The sequence below is a fragment of the Neomoorella stamsii genome (assembly GCF_002995805.1).
GTDB lineage: Bacteria > Bacillota > DSM-521 > Neomoorellales > Neomoorellaceae > Neomoorella > Neomoorella stamsii.
Genome location: NZ_PVXL01000046.1, coordinates 218626 through 237734 on the forward strand (window position 1 = coordinate 218626; position 19109 = coordinate 237734).

The following is a 19109-nucleotide window of genomic DNA, read 5'->3' on the forward strand; positions in this document are numbered from 1 at the left end:
TGAACAGGGTGAGTGTCTGGCGGACTAAAAGCATAAAAGACCTGATGCAGGAAGCCCGGGATAATGAAAAGTTAAAACGTAGTATCGGCACGCCGGAATTAATTGCCCTGGGAGTAGGAGCTATAATCGGCTCGGGTATTTTTGTCCTAACTGGAGTAGCGGCGGCCAATTATGCCGGCCCGGCCCTGGTCTTTTCCTTTATCCTCTCCGGCATTACTGCCGGGCTGGCGGCCCTGGTCTACGCCGAAATGGCCGCCATGATCCCCGTGGCCGGGAGCGCCTATACTTATGCCTATGCTTCTTTAGGTGAAATTATTGCCTGGATTATCGGCTGGAACCTGATCCTGGAATACATGGTAGCCTCGGGGGCGGTAGCTGCCGGCTGGAGCGGTTATTTCACCGATATGCTCAGTTCTGTGGATATTTCCCTGCCTGCGGCCCTGGTTAATTCTCCTGCCGGCGGTGGCCTCGTTAATTTGCCGGCCATCCTCATTACCGCCCTCATGACTCTACTAGCCATAATCGGCACAACTACCAGCGCCACCACCAACAAGATTATCGTGGCCATCAAAATCTTGGTGATCCTGGCCTTCCTGGTACTGGGCATTCCCCGGGTTAACCCGGCCAACTGGCGTCCTTTTCTTCCCTTTGGCATCCCCGGTGTCATCCACGGTGCGGCCATTATCTTCTTTGCCTATATCGGCTTCGACGCCGTTTCTACGGCCGCCGAAGAAGTGCGCCATCCCAATAAAGACCTGCCCCGGGGGATCATCGGCTCTCTCGCTATCTCTACTTTACTATATATCGCCGTAACTATAGTCCTGACCGGCCTGGTAAGCTACACCCAGCTCAATACCCCTTCCCCGGTAACTACCGGTCTTCTGGCTGCCGGTGTGAGGGGTGCTTCGCTGATTGTTGGCATTGGCGCCCTGGCCGGTTTGACCAGCGTCCTCCTGGTAACCATCTTTGCCCAGAGCCGGATCTTTATGGCCATGGGCCGCGATGGCCTCTTGCCCTCCTTTTTTGCCAGGGTCCACCCCCGCTATCACACCCCTATGCTCACAACCATTGTTGTCGGCGCCTTCATTGCTCTCATTGGCGGCTTTTTACCTATTAATGTAATCGCCGAACTGGCCAATGTCGGTACCCTGTCGGCCTTTTTCATCGTTTCCCTGGGTGTACTCATTTTAAGGCGTACCCGGCCCGACCTGGAACGCCCCTTCAAAGTGCCCTTCATGCCCTGGACGTCCCTGGTGACCATGGCCTTTGCCCTTTACCTCTTCTTCAACCTGCCCCGTTTAACCTGGATTCGTTTCGCCATCTGGATGGCCCTGGGGCTGATGGTTTATTTTGCTTACAGCCGCCACCACAGCGTCCTGGCCAGGGTAGAACCGTCACCCCTTCCCCGGCCTGACCCGCGGCCTTTTTCCCCTTTACGGCCGTTTTTTATCTCCCGTCCGGCCCTGGCGCCCCTGTTTTTGCGCCTGCGCCTGCCCTGGCGGCGAAAATAGCCATGGTCCGAAAGACACTACCGCCTGTAAGAAAAATAAAAATCCCCGGGGAGAAATCACTCCCGGGGTTTCAGTCGTCCGGACCACGCTGAATGGTACCAGCTAACCCGGCCTTGCCCGGCTACACGGCTTCTCTTTTCCGGCCTCTGCCTTTCTACCTGGCGTCACCTGTGATTGGACGCTTACTGGCTCGGCTTCTCGCCAAGGACCACGCTGATATCCAGGAGCTGGCCGCGGCGGAAGACCTGGAGCTGCACCTGCTGGCCGATCTTCAGGGCCTGGACTTTATTTACCAGGTCATTGGCATCCTTTATTTTCTGGCCATCCAGCTGGAGAATGACGTCATATTTCTGGATGCCGGCCCTTGCCGCCGGGCTGCCTGCTACTACCTGGCCGACCAGGGCACCTCCGGGACTCTGGAGACCCAGCATGTCGGCCGCCTCCGGCGTAACCGAGGCCAGGGCTACCCCCAGCCATGGCCGGGCAATTTTGCCTTTATTCATCAGATCGTTCAGGACAGGCTGCACCGTGCTGCTGGGGATAGCAAAGCCAATCCCCTGGGCCCCGGCGTTAACGGCGGTATTAATACCTATCACTTCCCCCTTCAGGTTCAACAGGGGACCGCCACTGTTGCCGGGGTTAATGGAAGCATCCGTCTGCAGCAGGTTTTCATAATGGCGGTCCTGGACATCGATGGGCCGCCCTTTGGCGCTGATGACGCCCACCGTTACCGTATGGTCCAGGCCGTCGGGGTTGCCGATGGCAATGGCCCATTCACCGACACGGACCTTGTTGGCATCACCGAGCGTTAGATAGGGCAACGGCTTGCCGGCATTGATTTTCAGGACGGCCAGGTCCAGGGGAGCGTCGGCGCCCACCACCTGGGCATTGAAGGGTTTATCGAAACCGACAACGGTTACTTTAACCTGCTTCGCCCCGTCAATGACGTGCTGGTTGGTCAGGATATAGCCGTCTGGAGAAATAATGAACCCTGAACCCAAACCGCGTTGTTCCTGGGGACCGATATTAAACTGGTCACCAAAAAACTGGCGGAAGAAGGGGTCGTTAAAGGGGCTGGCCACCCTGGTTTCCGTAACCGTATCAATACGTACCACTGCCGGGCCGGCTTTATCGACAATGTCGGCAATAGCCTCCGGTCCCAGCCCCGGCGGGATGCTGGCAGACACCGCGTCGCTAACAGCCACCGCGTGCTGGTAGGACGGTTGCTGGGTCCCGGCCGTCGCTCCGGTGATCTGGTAAAAACCTGCCGTGGCCGCCACCCCGGCCAGGAATATCAATAAAACAGCTAAAACAGTAATTTTAGCTTTGCCTGCGCGCTGCCACATACTGCACACCTCCTGCTATCTTTTCCTGGGATGATTATAAAATAGAAAAGTAAAAAAACGATTAAGACAAGCTAAGAAAAAATTAAGAAATTGGGTTGTATCAATTAGCATTATATAGCCGTATGCTGGCCATTGCAACTGGTAAAAGCCTCTGGTATACTTTTGTACAAGGAAGCCGCGGCACAGAAAGGTTGGGTGGGAAATATGAAAAAGTGGCAGGTAGTGCTTTTCCTGGCCGGCTGGCTGGTCCTGGGGTTCCTGGTGACTGCCGTCAATAACCTTGGCGCTCACGGGGAGCACGGGCCCACGGCTACAGCTACTGAAACTGCCCATTAAACTTTAAGTTAAGCGCCAGTACCAGGGCGCTTTTTAAGTTTGGGAGGAGGTTTTCCCTTGCTCGCGGAAGCCATTTTTACCGGTACGGAAATGCTCCTGGGCCAGATCGTCAATACCAATGCCGCATACTTAGGCCGGGAGCTGGCCGCGGCCGGCATCAGCCTTTACCGCCAGGTGGTAGTCGGCGACAACCTGGAGCGCATCCGGGAAGCTATTGACGACGCCCGGCGGCGGGCCGACCTGATCATCGTCAGCGGCGGCCTGGGACCTACGGAAGACGACCTCTCCCGCGAAGCCCTGGCCGCCGCCCTGAATTTACCCCTGGTGGAAGACCCGGCGGCCCTGGAAAACATCACTCGCTATTTTGCCGCCCGGCGGCGGGTTATGACTGCCAACAACCTGAAGCAGGCCCTGCTCCCGGCCGGAGCCCGGGCCCTGGACAATCCCCATGGTACGGCGGCCGGGGTTTTCCTGGAACATGAGGGCAAGATCTATGCTTTATTGCCGGGACCGCCGCGGGAGTTTGAACCCATGGTGGTGGACCGGCTCCTGCCCCTGCTGGAACCCCACGGTGCCCGGCGGGAGGTTATCTTTTCCCGGGTGCTGAAGATTGCCGGGATGGGGGAATCTGCAGTAGAAGAAGCCATTAAAGACCTGCTCCACGGCGACAACCCCACCCTGGCACCCCTGGCCGCGCCCGGCGAGGTAACCTTACGCCTGACAGCCCAGGCCGGCAGCGCGGAGCAGGCGCGGGAATTAATCAGGCCCCTGGAAACAGCCATCCGGGAGCGTCTGGGTGAGTATATCTTTGGCAGCGACGATGATACCCTGGAAGGGGTCGTCGGCGCCATCCTGGGCGGGCGACGCCTGACCCTGGCCATAGCTGAATCCTGTACCGGTGGCCTGCTGGCCCACCGGGTGACCAATATCCCCGGCAGTTCCGATTACTTCCTGGGCGGCGTGGTTGCTTACAGCAATGAAGCTAAAATGAAATACCTGGGAGTAGAGGAGGAAACCCTGGCCGCCCACGGCGCCGTCAGCCCTGAAGTTGCCGCCGCCATGGCGCAGGGCGTGCGCCGGGCTTTTGCCGCCGATATCGGCGTTGGCATTACGGGCATCGCCGGCCCCGGCGGCGCTACCCCGGCCAAACCGGTGGGGCTGGTTTATATTGGAGTGGACATCCAGGGAAAAGTAGAAGTCCAGCGGGAGCTTTTTATTGGGGAGCGGGAAAACATCAAGTGGCAGTCGACCCAGGCTGCTCTTTACCTGCTGTGGCGGGGGTTACAAGGATAACCCTGTGGCTAGGGCTACGATCTGGACTTGCAGGCGAGCAAGCGCCTGCTGGCATTACTACTACCGGTCAGCTTTTAAGTAGCCCGGTTCTTCGCCGTTAACGGGTGAAAATATGATTGCCAATCTGGGTAATCTGCGGCCGCGTCCAGATCCAGGCGCTGGTGGCCGTGGCGGGGTTAAAGAAATAAAGGGCGCCGTTGCTGGGGTCCCAGTCATTTAAAGCGTCCCGGGTAGCCGCATAATCCCGCGGCCGTACCTGTACCTCCCAGTAATGGCCGTTGGCCACACTTTCAAAGGCCCAGGGTTCAAAGATGATGTCAGGTATTGTCTTGGGAAAGGCCGGGTCCCGCAGGCGGTTTAACACTACGGCTACTACGGCCACCTGGCCGGCATAAGGTTCATCCTCAGCTTCAGCAGCTACCAGGCGGGCGAGGAGGTTGGTTTCATCAGCCCGGACGGCTACGGGCAAAGGTTTGGTCGCCGGCGGTGGCAGGGCCGGGCGGCCTATGTAGTAATTGATACCGGGAATTAAAATAATAAGTATGAACAGCCCCAGTAAAACCCGGGCCTGCCAGCCTTCCGGCAGGCGCAACGGCTTGAGGTTCTGCCAGGTGCGCAGCATTTCGCCCCGGATAGCCTGCCAGGCTGACCGGAACCAGGCAGCGGCTGCCGCTATAGCCAGTAGTGCCTTTCTCTTAACAGTGTCTCCGGCATCCTGCAGCCGGGTAACCATAACCTCATTCAACCGCTGCCATTTTTCCTCCAGATACTGGCGCCACCTGGATTGCCAGGCCATTTCTCTACCCTTCCTTACCAGGATTTAAGTATAGTTTGGCAAGAAAGGGCTGCAAACTTGCATATTTATCCTTTGGGGCTTTCCAGGTAAATTACCGATCCTCCTCATCGCGGATACCATCTAGTTTCATTCCCTTTAAAAAGCCCTTTAATTCCGATAGCGGCTTTTCCGGCACCAGGCCCTGCTCCCAGGCCGACAGGGGCACGGCAACCTTTAACCGGACCTCGCTGCCGTATTCCGTTTCTATCACTTTCCCACCGTGGCTCTGAATCTGGTAGAGCAACTGGTCCAGCTCAGCATAGCTGCAGGTTAATTCTAACTCACGGGTCACGACCCGCCGGATGCTCCCTGCCTCTTCCAGGACGCGGCGGGCCGCCTGGCCGTAGGCCTCGATAAGCCCCCGTACCCCTAGCTTCTTGCCGCCAAAATAACGGGTCACCACTACTGCCACGTTGGTAAGGCCCAGGCTGCTAATAGCTCCTAAAATTGGCCGCCCGGCCGTACCGCTGGGCTCACCGGCATCGCTGTAATAGGCTATTTCTTGCTTCCCCATCCCCAGCCGGTAGGCAAAGCAGTTGTGGGTCGCCTGGCGGTGCTCGGCCTGGACCCTGGCAATGAACTCCCTGGCTGCCGCCTCACTATCAACTTCGCGGGCATGGCCAATGAAACGGGAACGCTCGATTTTAATTTCGGCTGTGGCTTCCCGGGCAACAGTGAGGTAGGAAGCGCCACTTTTTGCAGCTAAGCCGTCGGGCTGCTCTTCTTTTCTCTTCATAATGCAAACAGCTCCTTCAATGCCTCTTGCAGGGCATAAAAACCCCCACCGCGCGGGAATTAAGGCCCACCGGTGGGGTTCAGCAGTCATCTCCTCTACCAGGTTAAATCCGCGGCTGGCTGGCCGCCAGGACCCATACTTCCGTTTCCTGAGGCAAGCTTTCCTGCCGCAGGTCGATTTTCCCCTCCCCGAAGCGGCGCACGTTGGCCCGGCCGGCCGTGAACTCATCAACCCCGGCAATAGGGAAGCCCTGCATGCCCGCAACCAGGTAATGCATGGGCAGGACTACCCGCGGCTTTAGTGCCTCCACCACCTGCCAGGCCTGGCCGGCATCAATGGTAAAATACCCCCCCACAGGGATCATCAATACATCAAGCCTGCCAATTTTCTGCACCTGTTCATCATTCAGCACGTGCCCCAGGTCACCCAGGTGAGCCAAGCGCAGATCACCCACTTCCAGCACGAAAACAGCGTTTTTCCCACGTTTGGCCCCGGCGGCGTCGTCGTGGTATGTAGGCACCGTATAGGCGTGGACATCTTTAAAGGTCACGTCAACTTGCGCCCAGTCTCCCTCCGGCGTCAAACCCCGCCAGACTTCCGGGTTGCCCTTGATATTGTCCAGGTAATTGTGATCGAAGTGCTCATGAGACACGGTCACCACGTCAGCCGTGACCACCGGCGCTGCCGGCGAAACCTGCGGGCCATAAGGATCGGTCACCAGCCGCACCCCCGCCGGGGTTTCCAGGTAAAAACTCGCATGTCCTAACCAGCGCATAGTAACCCCCCTAAAATCAATTAACCCACGTTCTTATATAAGTTTTGGATTTTTACCTCATGTTCGCCGAGAACTTTAAAAATAGATTCCTGATTTTTACTAAGTTCTTCTAATTTGTGCAGTACTTCAACCCTGAATTCACTCAGCATACCTACCTGGTTAAAAGTAGCATTAAGCCGCCGCTCAATTCTCTCAAGCCTTTCGGTAAGTTCCTTCCGAACATCCGTAATCTGTCCCTGGAGCTCATCCCGCACACCGGCTATCTGCCCCTGGAGCTCATCCCGCACACCGGCTATCTGCTCCTGGAGCTCATCCCGCACACCGGCTATCTGCCCCTGGAGCTCATCCCGCACACCGGCTATCTGCCACGTCAAAACTTCCCGTGTATTGTTTAGCTCCTGCCTGGTTTGCTTAAGCTCTACGGCTATCTGCTGTACCAGATCATAAAGGGCTTCGATTTTATCCTCCATTATTTCCATCTCTCCCGGTTGCTAATCACTTTATCCTTATTTTAGCAAAGACACCAGTTGCCTGTCCATATGGGAAATTAATTTTGAGTAAAAGCCCTAGTAGCTCTTGCTCTCTTGCGGATCAGGCTTACCTCGCTGATGGTGCATCTTTAGCAGTCTTTGTAATTTCCCTGGAAAATTCAGCAACCGATAAAGTCCTGGATCTCTCTAGCTGTATAACTATAGTTTTATCGCCATTGGGCTATGCTAAAAATAACCGAAACGACCAAGAAACCTCTATAAGAAGCATGGCCAACTCCACCTTTTGGGAGTTGGCCACGTTTTAATCATCTACCTGCACCAGGGGCAATGTATCAGCTCCATGGGTTAATACTGTCACCCCGGCTCCTTTGCCCAACCGCGCCCAGGCCCGGTCCAGGGCTTCTTCTACTGTAGCAGCGTGTTTAAAGCCCAGTTTGGCCGCCATCTCGGAGCTGATACCATGGGAGACCAGGCAAACCTCGGCATGCTGCCGCACCTTGGCCCAGGCCAGGGCCAGGGCCCCGGCTACCTTATCCTTTATAATCCCCTCCTCAATCTGGGCGTCAATATCCTCCGGGCTCTGGCCGGCAAATTCCAGCATCTCCGGGTGGGTGACCGCCACTCCTTCCGGGCAGGGAGTAACAATAATTATGCTGCCGCCCTCTTCCACCAGCATATCGCAAGGGTATAATGTCTTGTGGGCCTGCCAGAACTCCAGGTCGCAAGGGTAAGAGCTGGCCAGGACAATGGGCGTCCGCCACGGGGCAGGAATGCCATAAACCCGACGGCTGGTCTCCACCCCGGCGCGGAAAGCCTGGCGTATATCACCAAAGAAGGCTTTAACCACCTGTCCCTGGGGGTCCAGAACCGTATTAAAGACGTATTTTACTCCCGCTTTGTCGGCTATGGCCTCCATCTCTTCCCGTACCCTATTTTCTACTATGCCCAGCATGTTGCGCCGGGTACGCACACTCAAGAGATGGGTGGCCGCCGTGGTATCCTCCCCACATATACCGGGCTGGACAATTTTGGCCCCGCCACTGTAGCCGGGTATATGGTGGGGAACGATGCTGCCAATACCGATAACGACATCTGCTGCCAGCACCAGGCGGTTTACCTTTACCGGCGTGCAGTTTTCCGTAAGGCCGAAATCATATAGGGCCGCCGGGTTACGGAAATCATGGTTTATCACTTCAACCTCGGTTAAAACTCCGGCACCCAGCTTGTGTTTCAACTCTTCCGGCGTCATGGGCCGGTGGGTGCCCAGGGCCATGAGGATTTTGATATTTTCCTTGCGGACGCCCCCGCCGGCTAATTCCCTGAGTATGGCCGGGACAATGAGATTGGCCGGCGTCAGGCGGGTGTTGTCGTCGCAAAGAATCACTACCTTGGTCGTCGGTGACACTATCTTGCTCAGTGCCTGGCAACCGATAGGGTTTGCTAAAGCCTCCTGAATCTTTTCAGCAGCAGGAGGTATTTCTTCCATGGCTATTGGTGATAAAACTGCTGCTATTTTTTCTCTTTGAATACGAAAGGTAAGTTGGTCGGTTCCGTAAGGTAGACTGATTCGGCAACTCACTTAATACTTCCCCTTCCGGCCCAGTAATAAATAACCCGTTCACAAAATGCCTAAGCCATATACATACCGCCATTAATATCAATGGTGGCACCGGTGATCCACTCGGCTGCATCGGAAGCCAGGTAGACGGCCATCTCGGCCACATGCCAGGGCTGCCCCAGCTTGCCCAGAGGTATGGCCGCTAGGATCTCTTCCATTTTTTCTTCAGAAAAGGCTCGGGTCATTTCGCTAACCATAGTACCGGGCGCTATGGCATTGACCGTAATATTATAGGGAGCTAACAGCCGGGCTAAAGCTTTAGTTAACCCGATAATGCCGGCTTTCGAAGCCGAATAATGACAACCCGGTGCTATACCCCCGGCCCTGCCGGCAAAGGAAGAGATGTTAATTATTCTCCCGTATTGCTGGCCCTTCATAATCTCCGCTACTGCCTGCGAACAGAAAAAACAGCTTTTGAGATTGACGGCTAAAACTTGATCCCACTCTTCTTCGGTAATTTTATCCAGGGGTGTCGTCGGGCATATGCCGGCATTATTCACCAGGATATCAATCCTGCCGTAAGTTTTTAGAGTAATATCTACCATTTCTTGAATGCTTTTAACCTTTGAAACGTCTACAGTAATACCTATGGCCTGCCCTGCATCGCCTATCTCCCTGGCGGTTTCTGGAGCATTATATAAATCAGCTACGACTACTTTCACCCCCCGGTTAACGAACCTGGCAGCCATTTCCCTGCCAATACCCCGTCCCGAACCGGTAATAATAGCAACTCTTCCTGCAAGCATAATTGTTCCACCTCATAAACAGGTTTTTCATGCCAAGAAAGCTACCTCATATAAAGGCCGCCGTTCACATCCAGGACAGCTCCCGTAATATAGCTCGCCCATTTACTGGCAAGGAACAAAGCGCATAAAGCTATTTCTTCCGGTTCGGCCATGCGCTTTAACGGGACGAGGTTTAAAAACTCCTGTAATCTTTCGGGAGGAAGGTTGGCCATCATTCGGGTATTTACCGGACCGGGGGCAATGGTGTTAACACATATGCCATCGGCGGCATACTGGCGGGCCAGGCCGCGCGTAAGGGTCAATACGGCACCTTTAAAAGTGTTATAAACAATAGAATTATCGAAGCCGCCGGTATGGGCACCCTGAGAGGAAAAATTGATGATCCGTCCGTATTTAGCCTTTTTCATTACCTCAGCAGCAGCCCGGGCAAGGAAAAATTGGCTCTTCAGATTTACATCATGGGTTCGTTGCCAGGAGGCTTCATCTACCTGGTCCAGGGGGATACGCAGGATGATGGCGGCAATATTTACCAGGATATCCAGCCGGCCATAAGTACTTTCCGTTACCTTTACCACGTCTTCACATTCTTCTACTTGCGATAGATCTTTGACCAAACGCAAATGAAGATCTGGATTGTTAGGTAATTGCGACATAGTATTGTTAAGTTCATCACAATCTATATCTACAGCAACTACCTTTGCCCCTGCGGCAGCAAAAACCCTGGCTGTGGCGCGGCCCACACCGCGTCCGGCACCGGTGATAATAGCAACCCTTCCCTCTATACCTAGATCTAAAAGGCCATTAAACATTTTTCCTCTCCTTCGCCTTGTTAACTTTGCCCGGTTACCAGCCTGGCAATTTCACACCAGCGTAAAATTTTCTTGTAATCATCTTCCGGATGGTCATTCATCACCTGGAAGGCATCGGCCCGGATACTGAAGGCTGCTTTACCCCGCAGGGAATTGACCAGGTATTCCAGCTTGCTTTGCATCTGCTCCTCGCTGGCTTCAATTACATCGTCCACCGGGTCCAGGCAAACATCAAAGGCCACTTCCGGGGCAAATAACTTTAACGCCTCTCCCGGATCTGTCCACGGCGAGATATGGAGCATTTCCAGGTCCGGGAGCTTCCTGATTACGGGTAGTAGTTTGGTCAAATTACCACAGCTATGAAAGTAGACAATACCCCCATGAAAATCGCTTAATTCCCGTTCGTAAGGTAAAATAGCGTCTTGATAGAGGGCCGGGCTGATGACATTGCCATCTATTTCATCGTTATATAATTTAGCATTGGTAATGGGCTGGCCGATAAATTTAGCCCTGGCCTTACTCCATTCTTTATGGGCGTCAACAATAAAGCGTAATAAGCGTTGTACCCATTCAGGATTGAGGATGGTATCCATCAGTAAGTTTTGCATGCCCCGCAGGTGCATGGCCACGCCAAAGGGGCCAAACACCCAGTCCGGGAAAATTACCGGTAACCTGCCTTTAACTATTTCATTAAAGCGTTCATAGAATTCATGGACCCGGGGCATCAGCCCGCTCTTATAAAAATCGGGCATCTCCAACCTGTCCAGGTCATCATATTCCTTTAACACCGGTTCACTGGCAATCCAGGGACCGCGATCTTCATGCCAGACAACGGGAATGCCAAATAAACTTAATTCAAAAACAACCCCCGGCCAGGGGGTTACCTCGCCGGTAAAATGAGTATTATCCTGAAAAACCCTGAATTTATGCAGGTTCATTTTTAGCTGGCCGGCGAGGTAAGCCTCGGGCTCGCTCCAGAAACGCGCTATATCTAGGCCGAGGATGACGGCCCACAGGGAAATATCAGGTTCTACTACAAAGGGTACCGGGCCGCCAGCCAGGAGGGCCGGCAGGCCGCGCCAGTTACCCCTGGCCCAGGGTGGCTGGGGCCGCCAGAACCGGGCGTTGTATGCATTGCGATCACTGTGGACGACCTCGACCATTTCCTCTACCAGACGCTCTAACTCGGCGTTACTCATTCCCTTTACCTCTTTTTCAAAATTGATAGCAGTTGGGAAGCCGGTCACAGGGAAATGTTTTCTAAAAGCCCTGTCACTGCCTGCAAGAACCTGGCCGCCAGGGCACCATCAATGACCCGGTGATCTACCGCCAGGGTGACTTTAGCTACCGGCCTGATCCTGATATCCCCTTCCTCGCTTACTACTAGGCGCTTTTTGGTAGCGCCGACAGCCAGGATGGCGCTCTCGGGGGGATTAATAATGGTCGTAAACTCATCCACGCCGTACATGCCCAGGTTACTAACAGTAAATGTTCCTCCCTCTACCTGATCGGCTATTAATTTGCCTTCCCGGGCCAGCTGCACCAGGTTGGTGCGTTCGGCGGCAATTTCCTGGAGAGATTTCTTATCGGCGTTTTTTATTACCGGCACGATTAAACCTTTACCGGCATCTACGGCAATGCCCACATTCACTTCAGCATGCCGGAGGATTTCATCTCCCGCCAGGGTAACATTGATCGCCGGGTACTCGCGTAAGGCCCGGGACACGGCATAGACAAAGAAATCGGTCAGGGTTACTTTATAATTAAGCTCCTCCTTGAGCTTGAGGCAGGTTGCCATATCTATTTCTCTGGTAAAGTAAACATGGGGACGTTCCTGGGCGCTCCGGGATAACCGCTCGGCTATGATCTTCCTGATGCCTTCCAGGGGGATAGAATCCTTTTGTGCGGAGGTCGACTCCAGGTATTTCATTACATCTTCCTCAATAATCCGTCCATTTTCTCCGGAGGCCTCAATTTTGCTGAGGTCAACCCCTTTCTCCCGGGCCAATTTCTTCGCCCGAGGTGTGGCCAGGATAGGTTTATCTTTTGGTGCTGCTCCCGGTCTTTCTTCTTCAATCCCCGGCATTGCTGCCCCCCTTGCCTGGCCGGCGTTTGTTTGTACATTGTCGCCGCTACCTAATAACTCGCTGATATCTTCATCGGCCGATCCAATAATGGCCACGGGGGTAGTTACCGGCACCGTTTCACCTTCGGCAATGAGAATCTTCCGCAGGATACCTGCCTCCCTGGCTTCTACTTCCATGGTTACTTTATCGGTTTCAATTTCAAAGAGAATGTCGCCTTCAGCTACTTCTTCCCCCTCCTGCTTGCACCAGTTAACGATTTTTCCTTCTTCCATGGTAACACCGAGCTTGGGTAAAAGAACCATGGTAGCCAAAGTTGTTACGCCTCCTCTTGCTTCTAAAATGCTTACTTCAGGGATTTCCGCACCGCAGCTTCAATATCTTCTTCCAAAGGTATGGCCAGCTTCTCCAGGTTGCGGTTATAGGGGATGGGCACATCATGACCAGCCACCCGCTGCGGGGGAGCGTTCAAGTAGTCAAAAGCCTGTTCCATGACCAGGGCGATAATCTCGCCGGCCATCCCGTAAGTCCGCGGTGCTTCGTGGACTACTATCAGGCGGCCTGTTTTTTTAACGGATGCCACAATTAACTCCGTATCAAGGGGTCTTATAGTCCGCGGGTCGATTACTTCGACGCTTATGCCCTCCCGGGCTAACTTTTCGGCTACAGCAAGGGACCTTTCTACCATCACCCCGGTGGCCACTACCGTAACATCTTCACCACTACGCTTGATATCGCCTTTACCGATAGGGATAGTATACTCTTGCTCCGGCACTTCGCCTTTTTTAAAATACAGGACGCGGGGTTCCAGGAAGACCACAGGATTATAATCATTGATAGCCGCTTTAAGCAAGCCTTTTGCATCATAAGGTGTAGAAGGCATAATCACCTTTAAACCCGGGATATGGGCATAGAGTACCTCCAGGCTCTGGGAGTGCTGGGCCGCCTGCTGGCGCCCGGAACCGCTGGACATGCGGAAGACTACCGGTATAGTTGCCTGGCCGCCAAACATGTAGCGGCTCTTGGCGGCGGAATTAATTATCTGGTCCATAGCGATAAAGCTGAAATCAGAAAACATGAATTCGGCTACGGCCTTGGTCCCGGAAAGGGCGGCTCCATAGGCTGCTCCTGCTATGGCGGACTCAGAAATAGGGGTATCCAGGACCCGGCCGGGAAATTCTTCCATTAACCCCTTGGTGCACGTAAAGGCACCGCCACGCAATCCTATCTCTTCCCCCAGGATGAACATATTTGGATCTTTGCGCATCTCTTCCCGCAAAGCTTCATTAATGGCTTCGGCCATGGTAATCTGTCGCATTATTGTCTACGACCCCTTCCCCCATTTATTTTTCAAAGTAAACGTCTGTGAATAGATCGGCAGGTTCCGGCTCCGGACTGGCCAGGGCATAATCCAGGGCTTCAGCAATGGCTTTCCCGGCAGCAGCCTTTAACCCATCAATCTCCTCCTGGCGGCAAAGTTTATTTGCCAGCAGGTATTTTTCCAGGAATAAAATCGGGTCCTTTTCCTTCCACCTTTCCAGTTCTCCCGGCGGCCGGTAATTGCAGGGGTCGCCTACATAATGGCCATACCAGCGGTAGGTAACTGCTTCAATCAGGGTCGGGCCATCACCCTGGCGGGCACGTTCGACTGCTTCCCCTACAGTCTTGTAGACTTCGAAGATATTGTTACCATCAATTGTCACGCCGGGCATGCCATAACTGCCGGCTCTAACGGATATCTTGTCAATTTTAGTCGAACGAGCGAATGAGGTACTGACCGCATAACCATTATTTTCGCAGATAAAGACTACCGGCAGACTGTACAAGGCAGCCATATTCAAGGATTCATGAAAACTCCCGGTATTGGCGGCACCATCACCGAAGAAATTTACGCATACGTTTTTCTGTCCCCGGATCTTAAACGAGAGGGCCGAACCGACGGCAATGCCGCAGCCTGCGCCGACTATACCCTGCGCCCCCAGGACGCCCACAGACATATCGACGATATGCTGGGAACCGCCTTTACCCTTGCAGAGGCCATTCTTGCGAGCCAGGAGCTCGGCCATCATACCTTTCAAGTCGGCCCCTTTGGCAATACAATGACCGTGACCACGGTGGCTGGTGACAATGGTATCCTCCCGCTTTAAATTAGCGCAGGCACCGACGGCAATTGCTTCTTCACCAACGCTGACATGCATACCACCGTAAGCCAGGTTTTTCTGGTATAAATCAAGCAAATTCTCCTCAAAATTACGGATAATCCACATGTCATAATACATTTTTGTTAGTTGCTCTTTTGACAAAGATGTTGTCGCGTCCACTTTTATGCCCCCTCAAAAAATGAATTAAAACGCCGCCTTCAGTATTTCAATCAGATTCGCTTCGGTCACTCGCCGCGGGTTACCCCTGACCAACCGCTCGATCTTTATGGTTTCCGCGGCAATAGCAGGTAGCTCTTCCTCTTTTATACCTATTTCCCGCAGGCGGGTGGCGATGCCGATATCTTCCTGTAACTTCTTTATAGCTGCCACACCCCTGCCGGCCGCTTCTATTGCAGAGAGGCCGGCTACGCTTTCCCCGAAAAGTTCAGCAATGCGCTTCAGTTTAAGCGGGCAGGCCGTTGAATTAAAACTCACCACATACGGCAACATCAAGCCAATCAAACAACCATGGGAAGCGTGAGTGCGTTTTGCCAGGGGGAAACTAAATGCGTGAACCAGGCCCAGGCCTGAATTGCCAAAGGCCATCCCGGCGATTAAACTTGCTAAAGACATGTTGTATCTAGCTTCTTCATTTTGCCCCTGGAAAACTGCCAGGCGCAGGTTACCGGCTATCAGGCCGATTGCTTTTTCTGCCAGGACCTCGGTTAATTCGGTCGAACCGCCGAAGATATAATCTTTGTCCGGGGGCAGGTATTTACTAGATACAGCTATATAAGACTCCACGGCATGGCCAAGGGCATCTATGCCGGTTTCCGCTGTTACCCGCGGGGGCATGCTTAAGGTCAATAAGGGATCAACTATGGCCACCCAGGGGCGGATATTATTGTCAGTTATACCACCTTTCAAGCCCCTTTCTTCGTCTTCCAGGACCGACACCGGGGTAACCTCTGAACCTGTCCCGGCTGTAGTTGGAATGGCGATAATAGGAATGGTCCGGCCCGGCACCTTGTTTTCGTCAAAGTAATCAGCCGGGTTGCCGCCAAAGGTAGCCAGGATAGCGGCGGCTTTGGCAACGTCTATGGAACTGCCGCCACCCAGGCCGATGGTTGCGTCACAGCCTTGCTCTTTCAAAACGGCAGCCGCGGCTATAGCTGTCGCCGTTGTTGGTTCCGGTATACCGTTATCCCAAAAAACATAATCAAACCCTGCCAGTACCTCTTTTATCCTTAACCCTATTCTTGAGCCGCCGATATTTTTATCCGTAACAATAAAAGGCTTGTTGACTTTTAATTTCTTTAAACACGACGGCAACTCGGTCAAAGTATCTGGTCCAAAAATAACCTGCCCGGCAATAGAATACTTCCACACATTACGCATAATACTGCAACCCCCAATGTAATTTTTATATTTATCGCCGCAGGCGATAAAAGCTAGATTATGTTCTGATAAACTTTCCTGGCTGTTTGTAACCACAAGAGTACCTTCTCCAGGGTATCATGGTCTCCCTCGTAGAGAGCGTCAGCCCAAATTTCCAGTTTCCTCCCGGGTGCAGCTTCTAATATGGCTTTTATTTTTTCAGCCATTATTTCCTGTGGAGCGATCAACACATCATTTACCGGGTGCATGCAACACTGAAACTTTGTTTCAGGGTTAAAAATATTGTGAGCTTCTGCTATATCAGTAGCACTGCTGATATGCATTAGCCGGGGTTTCAGTTCTTTAAGCCGCCGGAGGAAGGGGGTCAAGTTGCCGCAGCTGTGATAATACCTTGTGCCCCCATAAAAATCATTAAGGTCCTTTTCATAGGGGTAAATAAAATTCTCATATATATCCAGGGAAAATAGATTCCCATCGACTTCATCGTTAAAAAGTTCAGAGTTGGCCACATTACGGTAAACAACATATTGCCATTCATAAGCCGTATCTTTTATATCAATGCCTAAAAAACGGCAGCGAGCTTTCTCCCATTCTTTACGGCTGTGGGTTATAAAAGCCAACAGGTCATGAACAAAAGCCGGATCATCAATTAAATCTAAATAAAGATTGGTAAAACCGCGGAGCATGCAGGCCACACTCCAGGGGCCCCGTGCCCAGCCCGGAAATCTGATTTCCACCTGGCCCCCCGTTAATTTTTGCATTTCTTCGTAATCCCTGTGGATCCGAGGCATTAAACCGCTGTGATAGAAATCAGGTATTTTCAGGCGGCTTAAATCAGAGCGATTTGCAAGCCCAGGGTCCCCGTACCAGGGATCGGATTCCGCCATAAATACGGGCTGCATACCAAACAGTGAAGGCTCTAATGCTACGCCATAATCAATACCGATAATTGGTTCGATGATAGTATCATCAGGTATTTCGTCATGCCAGAAAAGTTTCCATTTTATCTGGCTTTCCAAAGCAACTTTCGGATCGTTGAAGTAATCTAGAAGATTAAACCCCAGCAGGCGCCCCCAGACGCTGCGCCCCAGGCCGACATGGAAAGTAACAGGTGCTTGAGCAATTCGTAACCGTTCATTGCGTGAAGAATTTCTTAAGCCAATAAACTTATCAATGAAGGTTTGCATTTTAAGCCTCCTTTTTATTTAACAAAAGCCAGGCCGGGCAACCATTTTGCCAGGGCTGGAAAATATGCTGTTAATAAGATTACTCCCCAGGGCACAAGGGCGAAGGGCAATAAATATCTGAGCGTTTCTCTCATAGTAGTTCTGGCAATAGCCGAAGTGATAAAAAGTTGTACACCCACAGGTGGTGTAATACCTCCTAAAACCAGGCACATGGCAATTATGGTCGCAAAATGAATGGGATCATAAGCAAATTGATTCCCTATGGAAAAAAGAACAGGTATCAAAATGATGGCTGCCGCGATGGTTTCCACAAAACACCCGACTACAAACAAGAAGGCAATAATTAATAACATTACAATGTCAGGATTATTTGATAAAGAGAGGAGCCAGCTAGTAGCTATTTCCGGAAACTGTTCGTTGGCCAAAATCCAGCCGAAGATAGCTGCACCGGCCACAATAATCATTACCATACTGGTAGTCATGGCTGCCTTCATAAAAATGCGAGGTATATCTTTTAAAGAATACTCGCGGTAAATAAAGTAACCTACTACAAACGAATATACTGCCACAATAACTCCGGCTTCGGTTGCCGTAAATACGCCCCCTAAAATACCGCCCACGACGATAATTGGAGCAATAAGGGCCCAGATGGCCTCAATAAAACTTTGACCCAGTTCTCTCCACTCAAATTTGCCGGTTGCAATAATATTTAATTTTTTAGCCTGCCAGTAGTTAACTACCATTAAACCCAGGGCAATTAATATACCAGGAATAGCCCCCGCCAAAAACAGCTTGCCAATTGATAATCCCGTAATTGAGCCATAAATGATCATAATTAAACTCGGAGGAATAATTGGTCCTAAAGAGCCAGCACAGGCCTGCAAGCTGGCAACATAACCCTTGGGATAACCTGCCTTCACCATTGACGGGATAAGAATTGAACCGATGGCCGCCGTATCCGCCGAAGCCGACCCGGAAATCCCGGCGAAAATTGTACTAGCCACCACACAGGACATACCCAGGCCACCGCGGATAAAACCTACCAGCGCCTGGGCGAAGCGGACCAACCGGCGTGAGATACCACCGCTATCCATTAATTCACCAGCTAACATAAAAAAGGGTATAGCCATTAAAGAGAAGGAATCTATGGAAGTAATCATTCGTTGTACTGTAATTGAAATTGGAACTGAAGAAAACATTAAAGCTATCACCGAGGAAATTGCCATGCTAAAAGCAATAGGAACCCCTAAAATTAATAAGACAAGAAAACTTATAAATAAGGCAGTTAACATATATTAATCAACCTGCCCTTCAGTACTGGCGGTTTCATTTTTATACCAGATTCGATAGATATCCAATAGGCTATAGATACCCATAAGAGCTGCACCCACGGGCACTGAAGCGTATATATAAGCCATCGGGATGCCTAAAGCCGAAGAATATTGCATCCATAAAGTCGGTAAAATAGCCAGCCCTTCCCGGAGAAGGATTAGCATTAAACCTATAATTAAAACATCATTTATAGTTAAGATAACTTTTTTAGGAAGGCCTTTAAAATTACTAATTAAAAGATCAACACCAATATGGGTCCGCTTTTGTATGCATAGAGCCGAACCCAGAAAGACCAGCCAGATAAACATATACCGGCTTATCTCTTCAGCCCAAGTTAAGGAGTTATTGAGAACGTAGCGAAAGAATACCTGCAGGAACGAAATTGATACAAAAGATACAAATAAAAGAAACTGGATAGTATCAATAATGGAGGTGATCTTTTTTAGCATTAGATTTCTCCTCTCACTGGAA

General features: G+C 52.0%; 19 protein-coding genes. 3 read left to right on the forward strand and 16 right to left on the reverse strand.

Annotated features, from left to right (window positions below; translation table 11 throughout):
- Positions 1-8: 8 nt before the first annotated feature.
- The gene (locus tag MOST_RS10350; RefSeq protein ID WP_054937779.1) at positions 9-1511 is read left to right on the forward strand and encodes an amino acid permease; all 1503 of its coding nucleotides are present in this window, start codon (positions 9-11) and stop codon (positions 1509-1511) included.
- Between the two features lie 182 nt (positions 1512-1693).
- On the opposite strand, the gene MOST_RS10355 is transcribed toward MOST_RS10350, so the two are convergent.
- Positions 1694-2857, reverse strand: a complete 1164-nt coding sequence (locus MOST_RS10355) for a S1C family serine protease (RefSeq protein ID WP_054937778.1) — start codon at positions 2855-2857, stop codon at positions 1694-1696.
- Between the two features lie 204 nt (positions 2858-3061).
- Between MOST_RS10355 and MOST_RS18250 the strand changes: the two genes are divergently transcribed.
- Positions 3062-3193, forward strand: coding sequence for a hypothetical protein (locus tag MOST_RS18250; RefSeq protein WP_269085191.1), 132 nt, complete (start codon positions 3062-3064; stop codon positions 3191-3193).
- A gap of 57 nt (positions 3194-3250) precedes the next feature.
- Positions 3251-4486 (forward strand): competence/damage-inducible protein A, encoded by a 1236-nt coding sequence (locus MOST_RS10360; RefSeq protein WP_083476776.1) that lies wholly within the window; start codon positions 3251-3253, stop codon positions 4484-4486.
- A 97-nt stretch (positions 4487-4583) separates the two neighbouring features.
- Here MOST_RS10360 and MOST_RS10365 read toward each other — a convergent pair whose 3' ends face one another.
- The 15 genes from MOST_RS10365 to MOST_RS10435 all read right to left on the reverse strand — a co-directional run bounded on the left by MOST_RS10365 (position 4584) and on the right by MOST_RS10435 (position 19087).
- Positions 4584-5282: a cell wall hydrolase gene (locus MOST_RS10365; protein WP_106007126.1), complete on the reverse strand. Its 699-nt coding sequence runs from the start codon at positions 5280-5282 to the stop codon at positions 4584-4586.
- A 91-nt stretch (positions 5283-5373) separates the two neighbouring features.
- Complete coding sequence (locus MOST_RS10370; RefSeq protein ID WP_054937777.1) at positions 5374-6057, reverse strand: IMPACT family protein; 684 nt, start codon at positions 6055-6057, stop codon at positions 5374-5376.
- 103 nt (positions 6058-6160) lie between these two features.
- A complete protein-coding gene (locus tag MOST_RS10375; RefSeq protein ID WP_054937776.1) occupies positions 6161-6832 on the reverse strand; it encodes an MBL fold metallo-hydrolase in 672 nt (223 codons plus the stop codon).
- Between the two features lie 20 nt (positions 6833-6852).
- Positions 6853-7302 carry a hypothetical protein gene (locus tag MOST_RS10380; RefSeq protein WP_106007127.1) on the reverse strand — a complete coding sequence of 150 codons (450 nt, stop codon included), beginning with the start codon at positions 7300-7302 and terminating at the stop codon, positions 6853-6855.
- 322 nt (positions 7303-7624) lie between these two features.
- Entirely contained in the window at positions 7625-8902 is a 1278-nt protein-coding gene (locus tag MOST_RS10385) for a nickel-dependent lactate racemase family protein (RefSeq protein WP_054936530.1), read from the reverse strand.
- A gap of 50 nt (positions 8903-8952) precedes the next feature.
- Positions 8953-9687 (reverse strand): 3-oxoacyl-ACP reductase family protein, encoded by a 735-nt coding sequence (locus tag MOST_RS10390; RefSeq protein WP_054936531.1) that lies wholly within the window; start codon positions 9685-9687, stop codon positions 8953-8955.
- 41 nt (positions 9688-9728) lie between these two features.
- Positions 9729-10496, reverse strand: a complete 768-nt coding sequence (locus MOST_RS10395) for an SDR family NAD(P)-dependent oxidoreductase (RefSeq protein ID WP_054936532.1) — start codon at positions 10494-10496, stop codon at positions 9729-9731.
- Between the two features lie 20 nt (positions 10497-10516).
- Complete coding sequence (locus MOST_RS10400) at positions 10517-11695, reverse strand: uroporphyrinogen decarboxylase family protein (RefSeq protein ID WP_129588679.1); 1179 nt, start codon at positions 11693-11695, stop codon at positions 10517-10519.
- A 44-nt stretch (positions 11696-11739) separates the two neighbouring features.
- Positions 11740-12885, reverse strand: a complete 1146-nt coding sequence (locus MOST_RS10405) for a dihydrolipoamide acetyltransferase family protein (protein ID WP_244267011.1) — start codon at positions 12883-12885, stop codon at positions 11740-11742.
- 41 nt (positions 12886-12926) lie between these two features.
- The gene (locus MOST_RS10410) at positions 12927-13898 is read right to left on the reverse strand and encodes an alpha-ketoacid dehydrogenase subunit beta (RefSeq protein WP_054936535.1); all 972 of its coding nucleotides are present in this window, start codon (positions 13896-13898) and stop codon (positions 12927-12929) included.
- A 25-nt stretch (positions 13899-13923) separates the two neighbouring features.
- The gene (locus tag MOST_RS10415; protein ID WP_054936536.1) at positions 13924-14859 is read right to left on the reverse strand and encodes a thiamine pyrophosphate-dependent dehydrogenase E1 component subunit alpha; all 936 of its coding nucleotides are present in this window, start codon (positions 14857-14859) and stop codon (positions 13924-13926) included.
- A gap of 66 nt (positions 14860-14925) precedes the next feature.
- A complete protein-coding gene (locus tag MOST_RS10420) occupies positions 14926-16119 on the reverse strand; it encodes a hydroxyacid-oxoacid transhydrogenase (RefSeq protein WP_129588680.1) in 1194 nt (397 codons plus the stop codon).
- A 53-nt stretch (positions 16120-16172) separates the two neighbouring features.
- Entirely contained in the window at positions 16173-17306 is a 1134-nt protein-coding gene (locus MOST_RS10425) for a uroporphyrinogen decarboxylase family protein (protein WP_054936538.1), read from the reverse strand.
- A 14-nt stretch (positions 17307-17320) separates the two neighbouring features.
- A complete protein-coding gene (locus MOST_RS10430) occupies positions 17321-18598 on the reverse strand; it encodes a TRAP transporter large permease (protein WP_054936539.1) in 1278 nt (425 codons plus the stop codon).
- A gap of 3 nt (positions 18599-18601) precedes the next feature.
- Positions 18602-19087, reverse strand: coding sequence for a TRAP transporter small permease (locus MOST_RS10435; RefSeq protein WP_054936540.1), 486 nt, complete (start codon positions 19085-19087; stop codon positions 18602-18604).
- Positions 19088-19109 lie beyond the last annotated feature (22 nt).